Source organism: Streptomyces thermovulgaris (assembly GCF_002155915.1).
GTDB lineage: Bacteria > Actinomycetota > Actinomycetes > Streptomycetales > Streptomycetaceae > Streptomyces > Streptomyces thermovulgaris.
Genome location: NZ_MUME01000145.1, coordinates 1 through 12,410, shown reverse-complemented (window position 1 = coordinate 12,410; position 12,410 = coordinate 1). Strand labels below are relative to the sequence as shown.

General features: G+C 70.1%; 13 protein-coding genes and 1 pseudogene. 3 read left to right on the top strand and 11 right to left on the bottom strand.

What is annotated here, in order from left to right; translation table 11 throughout:
• The 8 genes and pseudogenes from CCN35_RS28915 to clpS all read right to left on the bottom strand — a co-directional run.
• Positions 1 to 342 (bottom strand): annotated as a pseudogene (locus CCN35_RS28915) (hypothetical protein); the annotation flags it as partial.
• Positions 343 to 520: 178 nt separating this feature from the next.
• Positions 521 to 1,471: a PLP-dependent cysteine synthase family protein gene (locus CCN35_RS13635; RefSeq protein WP_067388137.1), complete on the bottom strand. Its 951-nt coding sequence runs from the start codon at positions 1,469 to 1,471 to the stop codon at positions 521 to 523.
• Positions 1,472 to 1,487: 16 nt separating this feature from the next.
• Positions 1,488 to 1,766, bottom strand: coding sequence for a MoaD/ThiS family protein (locus tag CCN35_RS13630; RefSeq protein ID WP_067388134.1), 279 nt, complete (start codon positions 1,764 to 1,766; stop codon positions 1,488 to 1,490).
• A 117-nt stretch (positions 1,767 to 1,883) separates the two neighbouring features.
• Positions 1,884 to 1,979 carry a putative leader peptide gene (locus CCN35_RS30085; protein WP_328587072.1) on the bottom strand — a complete coding sequence of 32 codons (96 nt, stop codon included), beginning with the start codon at positions 1,977 to 1,979 and terminating at the stop codon, positions 1,884 to 1,886.
• A gap of 145 nt (positions 1,980 to 2,124) precedes the next feature.
• A complete protein-coding gene (locus CCN35_RS13620) occupies positions 2,125 to 2,547 on the bottom strand; it encodes a M67 family metallopeptidase (RefSeq protein ID WP_067388432.1) in 423 nt (140 codons plus the stop codon).
• Between the two features lie 143 nt (positions 2,548 to 2,690).
• Positions 2,691 to 4,109, bottom strand: coding sequence for an amino acid permease (locus CCN35_RS13615; protein WP_086792821.1), 1,419 nt, complete (start codon positions 4,107 to 4,109; stop codon positions 2,691 to 2,693).
• Between the two features lie 387 nt (positions 4,110 to 4,496).
• A complete protein-coding gene (locus CCN35_RS13610; RefSeq protein WP_067388130.1) occupies positions 4,497 to 5,102 on the bottom strand; it encodes a DUF2017 domain-containing protein in 606 nt (201 codons plus the stop codon).
• Positions 5,103 to 5,114: 12 nt separating this feature from the next.
• Positions 5,115 to 5,432, bottom strand: coding sequence for an ATP-dependent Clp protease adapter ClpS (clpS, locus tag CCN35_RS13605; protein WP_067388129.1), 318 nt, complete (start codon positions 5,430 to 5,432; stop codon positions 5,115 to 5,117).
• A gap of 179 nt (positions 5,433 to 5,611) precedes the next feature.
• Between clpS and CCN35_RS13600 the strand changes: the two genes are divergently transcribed.
• Both CCN35_RS13600 and CCN35_RS13595 read left to right on the top strand, forming a co-directional pair.
• Positions 5,612 to 6,958: a nicotinate phosphoribosyltransferase gene (locus CCN35_RS13600; protein WP_086792826.1), complete on the top strand. Its 1,347-nt coding sequence runs from the start codon at positions 5,612 to 5,614 to the stop codon at positions 6,956 to 6,958.
• A 247-nt stretch (positions 6,959 to 7,205) separates the two neighbouring features.
• Entirely contained in the window at positions 7,206 to 7,832 is a 627-nt protein-coding gene (locus CCN35_RS13595; RefSeq protein WP_086792819.1) for an isochorismatase family protein, read from the top strand.
• A gap of 266 nt (positions 7,833 to 8,098) precedes the next feature.
• Here CCN35_RS13595 and CCN35_RS13590 read toward each other — a convergent pair whose 3' ends face one another.
• Complete coding sequence (locus tag CCN35_RS13590; RefSeq protein ID WP_086792817.1) at positions 8,099 to 8,434, bottom strand: hypothetical protein; 336 nt, start codon at positions 8,432 to 8,434, stop codon at positions 8,099 to 8,101.
• A 145-nt stretch (positions 8,435 to 8,579) separates the two neighbouring features.
• Entirely contained in the window at positions 8,580 to 10,958 is a 2,379-nt protein-coding gene (locus tag CCN35_RS13585; protein WP_086792815.1) for an immune inhibitor A domain-containing protein, read from the bottom strand.
• 473 nt (positions 10,959 to 11,431) lie between these two features.
• Between CCN35_RS13585 and CCN35_RS13580 the strand changes: the two genes are divergently transcribed.
• On the top strand, positions 11,432 to 11,704 hold the full coding sequence (locus CCN35_RS13580) for a hypothetical protein (protein WP_079129472.1): 273 nt from the start codon (positions 11,432 to 11,434) through the stop codon (positions 11,702 to 11,704).
• Between the two features lie 57 nt (positions 11,705 to 11,761).
• Here the strand turns inward: CCN35_RS13580 and CCN35_RS13575 are convergent.
• Positions 11,762 to 12,410 (bottom strand): RDD family protein (locus tag CCN35_RS13575; protein ID WP_245863148.1); only part of this gene is annotated, 649 nt, incomplete at its 5' end.

Sequence of the window (12,410 nt, the reverse complement as noted above, 5' to 3'; positions counted from 1 at the left end):
CCCCGGCACCCCCGGCGTCCCCGTCTCCCTCGGCTCCCTCGGCTCCCTCGCCTTCCCTGTCTTCTGCGCCTTCCCCGGCTCCCTCACCTCCACCGTGACCGTCCGCTCCCGGAGGGCCTGGCATCCGGGCCGGCCGGGGCCGTCGGTCGCGCACAGGGGGCGGGTGGCGGTGAGCCGGGCCGTGTCGGGGGCCGCAAAGCCCGCGGAGTCCGCAGCGTCCGCGAAGTCCGTCGCAAAGTCCCGTGCGGGGGCCGCGCCGTCGTGCCCGGCTTCGCAGCCGGCCGGCGGCAGGGCCGCCGCCGCAGCGGCGACCGTGGCGCGGTGGAGCGTCGTACGGCGCATGGGACGGCCGCCTTTCGGGCCCGAGGTGCCGTTCCCTGTCCTTCTTGCCCCGTCCGCCCTCGCTGAACGTCGACGGGCCCGCGAAATCGGCCGAGGGGCCCGAAGGCGTCCCGGAAACGGCACCGCCCGCCCCGCGGGAGGACCCCGCGGGGCGGGCGGAGGGACAAAAGGGCGGGGCCTACGCCCAGAGCTGTCCCTGGAGCTTCTCGACGGCCTCCTCGGTGGTGGCCGCCGTGTAGACGCCGGTGGAGAGGTACTTCCAGCCGCCGTCGGCGACGATGAAGACGATGTCGGCGCTCCGGCCCTCCTTCAGGGCCTTCCTGCCGACGCCGAGGGCCGCGTGCAGGGCCGCTCCGGTGGAGACGCCCGCGAAGATGCCCTCCTGCTGGAGCAGCTCCCGGGTGCGGGCGACCGCGTCGGCGGAGCCGACCGAGTAGCGGGTGGTCAGGACGGAGGCGTCGTACAGCTCGGGGACGAAGCCCTCGTCGAGGTTGCGCAGGCCGTAGACCAGGTCGTCGTAGCGCGGTTCGGCGGCGACGATCTGTACGTCCGGCTTGTGCTCGCGCAGATAGCGGCCGACGCCCATGAGGGTGCCGGTGGTGCCCAGTCCCGCGACGAAGTGCGTGATGGAGGGCAGGTCGGCGAGGATCTCCGGTCCGGTGGTGGCGTAGTGGGCGCCGGCGTTGTCCGGGTTGCCGTACTGGTAGAGCATCACCCAGTCCGGGTGCTCGGCGGCCAGTTCCTTGGCCACGCGGACGGCGGTGTTGGAGCCGCCCGCGGCCGGCGAGGAGATGATCTCCGCGCCCCACATGCGCAGCAGCTCGCGGCGCTCCTGGGAGGTGTTCTCGGGCATCACGCAGACCATGCGGTAGCCCTTGAGCCGGGCGGCCATGGCCAGCGAGATGCCGGTGTTGCCGGAGGTCGGCTCGAGGATCGTGCAGCCCGGGGTGAGGCGGCCGTCCTTCTCCGCCTGCTCGATCATGTGCAGGGCGGGCCGGTCCTTGACCGATCCGGTCGGGTTGCGGTCCTCCAGCTTCGCCCAGATGCGGACGTCGGCGGACGGTGACAGCCGCGGCAGGCGCACCAGGGGGGTGTTGCCCACCGCGGCCAGAGGAGAGTCGTAGCGCATCGCTGTCCGTGGCCGATCAGCGCATGCCGCCGGCGACGGCCGGCAGGATCGTGACGTTGTCGCCGTCGGCGACCTTGGTGGAGATGCCGTCCAGGAAGCGGACGTCCTCGTCGTTCAGGTAGACGTTGACGAAGCGGCGCAGCTGGTCGCCCTCCACGATGCGGGCCTGGATGCCCGGGTACCGGGTCTCGAGGTCGGCGAAGAGTTCGGCGAGGGTCTCCCCGTTTCCTTCCACGGCCTTCTGGCCGTTGGTGTACTGGCGGAGGATGGTGGGGATGCGGACCTCGATGGCCATGGTTGCGGGCTCCTGTCGGGAAGAGGTGTCGTTCGGTTCGGGGGCGCGCTGGGAGTCCCCCAAGCTCTCGGCACTGGGGGAGCGCCGCGGCTCACGGCCGTGCGGCGGCAGGGGACGTCAACAGATGGCGCTGTTCAGCCTGCACAGGTCGACGTGCCGCCGCGCCACGAGCAGCATGCCCGGCGCCTGACCGTTCACGTCGTTGAAAACCATGGGGGCATCGTATCGATTCCCGGTCCGGGACCTGGAGTGCGATCCCGTCCCGTGGACGGTGTTCATCCATGATGCGAGACGATGCGCGGCCGAGGGGGTGCGGGGACCTGCGCGGACGGCGCGGACCGGTGTGCGCAGGGCCGGCTCAGTAGGCGTCCACCACCTTGACCTCCTCCTCGGTGACCTCGCCGTCCACGATGCGGAACGAGCGGAACTGGAACTCGCCGAGTCCGTCGGTGTCGGCCGTGGACACCAGGACGTAGTGGGCGTTCGGCTCGTTGGCGTAGGCGATGTCCGTGCGGGAGGGGTAGGCCTCGGTGGCGGTGTGGGAGTGGTAGATGACGACCGGCTCCTCGTCGCGCTCGTCCATCTCCCGGTACAGCCTGAGCAGGTCCTGCGAGTCGAACTCGTAGAAGGTGGGCGAGCGGGCCGCGTTCACCATGGGGATGAAGCGCTCGGGCCGGCCGGAGCCGGCGGGGCCGGCGACGACGCCGCACGCCTCGTCCGGGTGGTCCCTGCGGGCGTGGGCGACGATCTGGTCGTAGAGGGCCTGGGTGAGGGTCAGCATGGGGGCCAGCATAGACAGACGGCCGCCCCGTATCGGATGGCGATACGGGGCGGCTCGTATGACGGACGCCCTGAGCGGCCACGGAGGCGGGTGTCAGGTGGTCCCGCCTCCGCCGGGCGTCCGGTCCGGGGGGTCCGGCCGGGTCAGCCGGTCTTCTCCAGCTGGGGCTCGCGGCGCTCGGTGACCTGCGGGTTGCGGTTCTTGAGCACGGCCCAGCCGATGCAGAGGGCGACGGCCCAGACGGCCATCACGTACAGGCAGACGCGGACCTCGGCGTCCACGGCGATCATGCCGGTGACGAGCAGCAGGAACGCGAGGGCGATCCAGGAGCAGACCGAGCCGCCCGGCGCCGGGAAGGAGGAGGCGCGCAGCCGGCCCGCCTCGACGGCCCGCCGGTACCGGATGTGGCTGATCAGGATCATCGACCAGGTCCAGATGCCGGCCGCGGTGGCGACGGAGGTGACGTAGCCGAAGGCCTTCTCCGGGACGACGTAGTTCAGCACCACACCGATGCCCATGAAGGCGACGGAGGCCGCGATGCCGAGCGCCGGCGTCCGGGTGGCGGACAGGCGGCGGAAGACCCGGGGTGCCTCGCCGTTGTCCGCGAGGGTGCGCAGCATCCGGCCGGTGGAGTACATGCCGGAGTTGCAGGAGGACAGGGCCGCGGTGAGCACCACGAAGTTGACGATGCCCGCGCCGGCCGGGATGCCGATGACCGCGAACGCCTTCACGAAGGGGCTGACGTCCGGGCCGAACTCGGTCCACTTCACCACGCACAGGATCACGGTGAGGGCGCCGACGTAGAACAGGGCGATGCGCCAGGGCAGCGTGTTGATCGCCTTGGGGAGGGTCTTCTCCGGGTTCTTCGACTCGCCGGCGGTGACGCCGACCAGCTCGACGGCGAGGTAGGCGAACATCACGCCCTGCAGGGTCATCAGGGAGGAGCCGATGCCCTTGGGGAAGAAGCCGTCGAACTGCCAGAGGTTGGCCACGGTGGCGGTGTCGCCGGCGGCGCTGAAGCCGAAGGTGAGAACGCCCAGACCGATGACGATCATGCCGATGATCGCGGTGACCTTGACCATCGAGAACCAGAACTCGATCTCCCCGAACAGCTTGACGGAGATCAGGTTGGCGCCGAAGAGCATGATCAGGAAGGTCAGGGCGGTGATCCACTGCGGGATCGCCGGGAACCAGTAGTTGATGTAGATCGCGGCGGCCGTCAGCTCGGCCATGGCGATCACCACCCACATCAACCAGTACGTCCAGGCGGTGAAGTAGCCGAAGAACGGACCGAGGAACTCCCGGGAGTACTCCGCGAAGGAGCCCGAGACCGGGCGGTAGAGCAGAAGCTCGCCGAGGGCCCGCATAATGAAGAAGATGATCACGCCTGCGAGGGCGTACATGACGATGAGACTGGGCCCAGCCTTGGCGATGTTCGCCCCGGCTCCCAAAAAGAGGCCGACGCCGATCGCGCCGCCGATGGCGATCATCTGGACCTGACGTGCGCCAAGTCCGCGCTCGTACCCCTCTTCTGGGGCTTCGGTGACCTGCGGTGAGGTCATGAGGTTGCGCCTTTCTCCATGCCGACCCGGACCGTGTGAGGCCCTGGATCGGGTCCGAATCCCCCCAGGATGGATGGAGTTGTGCCTGCCCGGCCGTTCAGGCCCGGCGGCACACCCGGCGGAACGCGGTGGCGTTCGCCGCGTGGTCGTGAAGGTGTACCACGACCGCGGCACTGATCGTCGAACAGGCGTGTGAGGGACTCCACAGGGAGAAGCGGACAAACCGCACGGAAAATGACCATAGCCGACCATCACGGTGGCCGGATCGTTATCCGGATTTGAGGATCCTCTGAGCGAACACGGAAGACACCCGGACAGGAACAAATCGGCAGAGGTCCGGAAGGTGTTCGCGAGAAATCCGGAAGGAGTCCGAAAAGGGCCCGGGGATTACGGCATGAGAGTGGAGACAAGGGTCTCCTGAAGACCGCCCAGCCACAGATAGGCCATCACCATCGGCTTGCGCGGGTCGTCGTCCGGCAGGCCGTAGAGGGCGTCGGTGTCGTCCTCATGGGTGATCTCCAGCCGGGAACCGATCGTCAGCCGCAGGTCGTTGAGCGTGCCGAGCCACCGCTTGGAGTCCTCCGCGGACAGCTCCAGCACCGCCCCGCCCTCGCCGGCGGGGGTGAGCGCGTTGAGCGCGTGGACCACCGCGAGGGCGTTCTCGCGCTTGCCGGCGCGCAGGTCGCCCTCGGTGTAGCGGCGGAACTCCGCCGAACGGGCCCGCTGCTCGGCGGCCTCCTCCGGGTCGGCGGGAGGCTTCTCGGGGTCGCTGTAGGCGTCCGGGAAGAGCCGTCTCAGCGCCGGATCGGAGGGCGGTTCGCTCGGGCCCTCGGCGAACAGCTCGGCGAGCGGGTCGCCGGAGGCGTCCCCGGCGGGGCCGGGACCGATGAGCTCCAGGAGCTGCACGGCCAGCGAGCGGAGGATGGAGATCTCGACCTCGTCGAGAGCGATGGCCGCGCCACCGCCGGGGAGCGGTTCGAAGTGTCCTGCCATGAAGGGAGTTCGCTACTTCCGATCCTGCTGGAGGGTGGCCCACAGACCATAGCCGTGCATGGCCTGCACATCCCGTTCCATCTCCTCGCGTGTCCCGCTGGAGACGACCGCCCGGCCTTTGTGATGGACGTCGAGCATGAGCTTGGTGGCCTTCTCCTTGGAGTAGCCGAAGTACGTCTGGAAGACGTACGTGACATAGCTCATGAGGTTGACGGGGTCGTTGTGGACGATCGTCACCCAGGGGACGTCGGGTTCAGGTACGGCGGAGACGTCCTCCGCCGACTCGGTCTTCTCGATCTCGATGGGTGCGGCTACCGTCACACGGCCCATGCTGCCATCCCAGGGGGGTACACGCACAAACGGGCATCGCTGCGATCTCCCCGAGGACCCCATCTCGTCAGACTGACGAGATGGGGGTACGATCCGATGCCGTGCGTATCCCGGGGAACCGCCCCGGACCCCCGGGCACCACCGGGGGCGTCTCGCAGGACATGTTCTTTAGGAGAGCTCTGGTGGATGCGGATCTCGGGCTGCCGGTGAGTGTTCCCTCGACGGCGCTCTTCACGGACCACTACGAGCTGACCATGCTGCAGGCCGCCCTGAAGGCCGGGACCGCCGGGCGGCGCAGTGTCTTCGAGGTCTTCGCCCGGCGGCTGCCCGACGGACGCCGCTACGGCGTCGTGTGCGGCACCGGGCGGGTGCTGGACGCGGTGGAGAACTTCCGCTTCGACGAGGACGTGCTCCGCTTCCTGCACCGCCGCGGGGTCGTCGACGACACGACGCTGGAGTGGCTCGCCGGCTACCGCTTCAGCGGCGACATCTGGGGCTACCCCGAGGGGGAGGTCTACTTCCCCGGCTCGCCGGTCATGCGGGTGGAGGGGACGTTCGGCGAGTGCGTGCTGCTGGAGACCGTGATCCTGTCGATCCTCAACCACGACTCGGCGATCGCGGCCGCCGCCTCCCGGATGGCCTCGGCCGCCGGTGACCGCCCGCTGATCGAGATGGGCGCCCGCCGCACCCACGAGCTGGCCGCGGTGGCCGCCGCCCGCGCCGCCTACATCGGCGGGTTCGCCTCCACCTCGGACCTGGCCGCCGGCTTCCGCTACAACATCCCGACCGTCGGCACCTCCGCCCATGCCTTCACCCTGCTGCACGACAGCGAGCGGGACGCCTTCCGGGCGCAGGTCGACTCGCTGGGCCGGGGCACGACGCTGCTGGTGGACACGTACGACGTCGCCGAGGCGGTCCGTACGGCCGTGGAGGTCGCCGGGCCCGAGCTGGGCGCGGTGCGCATCGACTCCGGCGACCTGCTGCTGGTCGCGCACCGGGTGCGCCGGCAGCTGGACGAGCTGGGCGCCCGGAACACGAAGATCATCGTCACCTCGGACCTGGACGAGTACGCCATCGCCTCGCTCGCGGCGGCGCCGGTGGACGCCTACGGGGTCGGCACCCAGCTGGTGACCGGATCCGGCCATCCGACGGCCTCCATGGTCTACAAGCTGGTCGCCCGCGCCGAGAGCGACGACCCGGGGGCGCCCCTGGTGCCGGTGGCGAAGAGGTCCACCGGCGGCAAGACCTCCATCGGCGGGCGCAAGTGGGCGGCGCGCCGGCTGGACGCGTACGGGGTCGCGGAGGCCGAGGTGGTGGGCACCGGGCCGGTGCCCAAGGAGCTGGCCGACCGCCAGCTGCTGGTCGAGCTGATCAAGGGCGGCGAGGTGGTCGCCCGCGAGCCGCTGGACGTGGCCCGGGAGCGCCACAAGGCCGCCCGCGCCAATCTGCCGCTGTCCGCGACACAGCTCTCCCGCGGGGAACCCGTCCTTCCGACGGAGTACGTCCACGGGGGCTCGGGTAACTAAAAGCGGTGCACCGCTTCCTCGTACCGCCGACCGCGCCCGTGCCGCCGAAGGCGTCCTCCCGCCCGGCCCGCCGCACCGTGGCCGCACCGCCGGGCTCCGCACCCTTCCGCCCTCTTTTTCCTCCTCGCCCTCTTCACCCCATGCATCACTCCGAGGCACTTCACCCGATTCATCCGCTTCTTTCAGTGCACCCGTCTCATCCCACCGAATCCCGTCCCACCGAACCGATAGCCGAAGGGCACAGACCATGCGCCGCGCCTTGATCGTCGTCGATGTGCAGAACGACTTCTGCGAGGGAGGCAGCCTCGCGGTGGCCGGGGGCGCCGACGTCGCCGCCGCGATCACCGAGCTGATCGGACAGGGGAGCCCTCCCCGCCCGGAGGGAGCCGAGAACTCCGGGGACTCCCCCGGCTACCACCACGTGGTGGCCACCCGCGACCACCACATCGCACCCGGCGGCCACTTCGCCGACGAGCCCGACTACGTCCGCTCCTGGCCCGCCCACTGCGTCGCGGGCACCGAGGGCGTGGGCTTCCACCCGAACTTCGCCCCCGCCGTCGCCTCCGGCGCGCTCGACGCCGTCTTCGACAAGGGCGCCTACTCGGCGGCCTACAGCGGCTTCGAGGGCACGGACGAGAACGGGGTGTCCCTGGCCGACTGGCTCAGGGCCCACGAGATCGACGAGGTGGACGTGGTCGGCATCGCCACGGACCACTGCGTCCGCGCCACCGCCCTGGACGCCGTCAAGGAGGGCTTCCGCACCCGGGTCCTCCTGGACTTCACCGCCGGGGTGAGCCAGGAGACCACCGAGCGGGCGCTGGAGGAACTGCGTCAGGCGGGCGTGGAGCTCATGGGCAAGCCGGTCGTCGCCTGACCCGGCCCGCCGGCCCCGGACGGCCGGCCGCCGCCGCTGTTCCCGCGCCGCCGCCCCTTCGCCCGGCGCCGCCGTCCCCCGCGGCGTCGCCTTCCGCCCGGTGTCACCGTCCGCACGAGCGCACCCGCCGCTCGCGGCCCTGCCGCCCGCCGTCCCTCCCCGTCCTCGCGCGGGACGCACCCCTCGGGCAGATCCTGGACGCGCCCTGGGGGCGGACCTTCAGGTCGAATGTGTGTTCACTTGCGCATGGGTGCCCGCGGCCGGCGTCACACACGTGCCGCCGCCGTCCCGCGGCGCAGCAGGGTCCTGATCGGGTGCCACAGCTCCGGGGCGTCGACGGAGTTCTCGGGGAGGGTGCGCCATATCAGGCCGTCGGGGTGGTGCAGGACCGCGGTGACCTCGTCCGGGGTGGGCGGCGCCGCGTTGCCGCGCAGGTAGACCGCCCGCAGCCCCAGGTTGCGCAGACGGGTCAGGGCGCGGGCGCGGTTGTGGGCGTGGACGAGCACCCGGACGCCGCCGACGCCGTCGGGGGCGGGGCCGGGCAGGTTCAGCGCCACCACCACGGTGCTGTCCGGCAGCTTGCAGAAACCTCCTGCGGCCATGCGGTCACATCCCCGTTCCGGTCGGTGTCGGTGTCGGTGTCGGCATCGGTGTCAATAAGAGAGCGACAGCAGGCACTAAACACGAACCGGCGGCAACCCGCCAGAGGGTCGCCGCCGGCACGCGTCTGACCTGCTCAAACGCCGGTCACTTCACGGCTTTGTCCACCTCGATCTCGATCGTGGAGCCGTCCTTGGGCTCCTTGACGATCTTGATTTTGGTGTTGGTGTCAGTGACCTTGACGCTGCCGCCCGGGTTCGCCGGGTCCCAGTAGGTGTGGGTGTGGTCGTTGAAGACCGACACGCCCTTCGACGACTTGATCCGCGTGGCCACACCCTCCTTGTGCAGGGTGATGCCGTCCGTGCGGTAGGTGCTGAACGTCGCGTCGTAGGTCTGGATGCGGTTGCGCATCAGCGTGCCGTCGGACCACCGCAGCGCGTCCGGGTGCGAGTCGACCGGGAGGATCAGACCGGTGCCCGGGTGCTGGCTGGTGTTGTTGTCCGTCTGGGAGGTGTCCCACTTCCAGATCAGCAGACCGTTCTGGTACGGGAAGTGCTCCACCCAGTTCGGACGGTCGGTGCCGGTGAAGCCGAAGTTGTACGGGCCGGTCCTCAGCGTGGTGTCGTACGACACGTACTGCCGGTTCTCGGCGATGTAGTACTGCTTGTAGTCCTTGGTGAAGGACGCGCCGATCCGGGAGAAGCCGTTCGCCGTCCACGCCGGGTCCGCGCTCTCGGCGTCGTCCGCGAAGAGCACCGTGCCGTCCGCGGTCAGCGTGATCGAGTCGGCCGCGAAGCCCTTCTGGGCCACACCGCCGTCGGTCTGGTAGCGGAAGCGGAGCTGGATCTTCTGGCCGGCGTACGCGTCCAGGGAGTACGACAGCTTCCGGTAGCCGTCGCTGCTGCCGGTCAGGGCGGGCTTGTCACTGCCGTCGCGCGGGATCGGCCGGCCGTCCACCGTGCCGTCCAGGGCGGTGAAGCTGGCGCCGCCGTCGGTGGAGACCTCGGTGTAGAGGTAGTCGTAGTTGGCCTCGATGTCGTACCAGCCGTCGAGGGTGAGGGTGGCCGACGTCCGGCCGGTGAGGTCCACGGACCGGGTCAGGGTGTTCCTGAGGTTGTCGCCGCTGCCGCTCCACCACTGGGTGGCGCCCTGGGCCGGGGGGACGATCTCGGTGGTGACCGCCTTGTCGGGCAGGGAGACCACCACGGCCTGCCGGTACTTGGTGTTGTACTCGGCCGGTCCCAGCTTGTGCCAGGACTTCACGCCGGCCCTGGCGGTGTCGTAGTTCAGCCAGCCCAGCTGCAGCTTGTCCCAGGCGTTCATGTCGCCCGGCAGGTCGCCGATGGAGTCCTTGCCCCGGCCGAGCCAGGAGCCGGAGGACATCAGCGTCCAGAAGCCGGTGGAGTTCTCGCCGCCGGCGGTGTCGTAGGCGTCCGGCAGGCCGAGGTCGTGGGCGTACTCGTGGGCGAAGACGCCGAGGCCGCCGTTCTCCGGCTGGATGGTGTAGTCGCCGACCCAGATGCCGGTGTTGCCGATCTGCGCGCCGCCGAGCTTGTTGAACTCGGGGCCGGTGGCGCCGGCGTCGGTGCCGAAGGCGTACCAGCGGTGCGCCCAGATCGCGTCGGTGCCCTGGGCGCCGCCGCCGGCGGACTCGTCCTCACCGGCGTGCACGATCTGGAAGTGGTCGATGTAGCCGTCCGGCTCGTTGAAGTCGCCGTCGCCGTCGTAGTCGTAGCGGTCCCACTGGTCGTACTGGGCCAGCTTCTCCTTGATCTGGGCGTCGGTCATGCCGGCCGCCTTCTGCTGGGCGACCCAGGCGTTGACGCCGTCGCTGACGACGTTCCACACGCTCGGGCAGTTGCTGGAGCCGCAGGCGTTGTTGCCGTAACGGGCCTCGTTGTAGGGCACCTTGACCCAGTCGGAGACCTCGCCCTCGACCGAGTAGCGGCCCGAGGACTGCTTCTCGAAGTACTTCTTGACCGACTCGACGTTCTTGCCGGTGCCGAAGTACAGCTCCTCGAAGTGCTTGCGGTTGTAGTCCTTCTGCCAGGCCGTCGAGTTGTCCTTGGTGCGGTCCGGCTCGGCTATCTGGTTGTGCAGCGGGCCGGGCGTGCCGCCGTACCGCGGGTCGATCTGGTCACCGAACTCGACCAGGATGACGAAGATCTTGTCGGTCTTCTCCCGGCCCAGCTCGACGTACTTGGTGTCGCCCTTCTTGCCCTTGAGCTGGACGACCTTGGAGCCGTGCCGGTTCTGGACCTTGGTCTTGCCGGAGATGAGCTGGTTCAAGGCCTCCTGGCGCTGGGCCTTCTGAGTCTGGCTCAGCGGACCGTCCAGATCGTGCGCGTGCTGCTCGACCGGCTGCGGGTCGTGCCGGTGCTCGGAGGCGGGGCCGGCCGTCACGGCGGCCGGTGTGGCGGCCGGCTCGGCGGCCTGAGCCACGGTCGACGTCGAGAACGTGGCGGTGGCCGCCGCGAACGCGACACCGATCGCGGCCGTTCTGAACGTCCGGGGTCTGCTCGTCACTTGATGTCCTCCCCTGACGCGTTTGCGCACGCGGAAGGGGGTCTTGGGACCAAGGAAATGTCCACGTGCGATCAACGCGTGTAGTCAAGTGACGACATTTGACTAGAGGTTGACGAGAAAATACAGATCTTGACTTGGACAGGTCAACTGTTCTATGGAGCGCGTCCGCCGTGCGGACGCGAGGCGACGGCGGGCCGAAGGAGCCGGCCGGGCACGACGCCCCGAACGGGCGCGCGATTTCGTCCGCCATGCGGACCGCATGACTCCGTGCGCCCCCTGTGCACCGGTACCGCGGGCCGGGCCACGCTTACCGACGGTTCCCCTTGGGCACACAGCCGGTAAAGTCGTTGGGCGGAACGTTCGGAAGCCGGTGAAACCCAGGCGGCATCCTTGTCGCACCCGTAGATCCCTGTCCGTGTACTCCCCCCAGCAAGAGGCACGGGGGAAGACCCCCTTCCCGAGGACCGATTGCCATGCCTCGTCCGACTGCCGCGCAGCTCGTCTACGGCTCCTGCACCGTGATCTTCTCGACGCTCGTCATGTTGCTGCTGTCCGGGACGAGTTCGGGCCCGGGGATCGTGGTCGTCGCCGTGTCGGCGCTGGCCCTGGGCCTTGTGGTCGCCCTGACGGCACCGCTGCCGAAGACGCGCACGGTACGGCCGTCCGGCCGGCCGGCGACGGTGAGGGTGCGGCGGGAGCCGGTGTCGGCGGGAGCGGAGTCGATGCGGGGACGCACGGCCTCCTGAGCCGTCGTTCGCCCCGGGCCGCGCATCGGCCCGGGGTCACCCCGGTGTCCCCCGCCGTCACTTGGTGCTGACCACCACCGTCTTGGCCGCCTTGTCGTGCAGGCCCTGCTTGTAGGGACGGTCGAAGAAGCTCCAGCCGCCGCAGATCAGCAGCCAGAGACAGGCGCAGCAGAACCAGCTCGGGACCCACAGCACCGCCGCACGTGCCAGTGCGGTCGGGACGGACGGGGTGGAGCCGTCGCGCAGATCGGCCACCCGCAGACCGAGCCACTTCTTGCCGAGGGTCTGCCCGCCGTTCCTGGCGGTCATGAAGGTGTCGTAGGCCACATAGAGCACCACTCCGATCACCGACTGCGCCACGGACCTGCCGACCCGCACGTTCTCGGCGTTCACCGTGTACTCGTTGATCCCCAGCGCCCAGGTGATCAGTGCGGCGACGATCCCCACCAGGACCAGGTCGATGAGCCGGGCGAGGGTGCGTCTGCCGCTGTCGGCGAGCGGGGGCATGCCGGCGAGGGGGTCGCCGGGGTACGGCCCGCCGCCGTAGGGCCCGCCGCCACCGCCATAGGGGCCTCCCCCGCCGCCGGAGGGGCCGTAGGGGCCACCGGGTCCGCCGGGGCCGTAGGGGCTGCCGCCCTGGCCGCCGCCGTACGGCCCGCCGCCCGCGGAGCCGCCGCCGGAGGGGGGCGGCTGCTCGCCGGGGGGC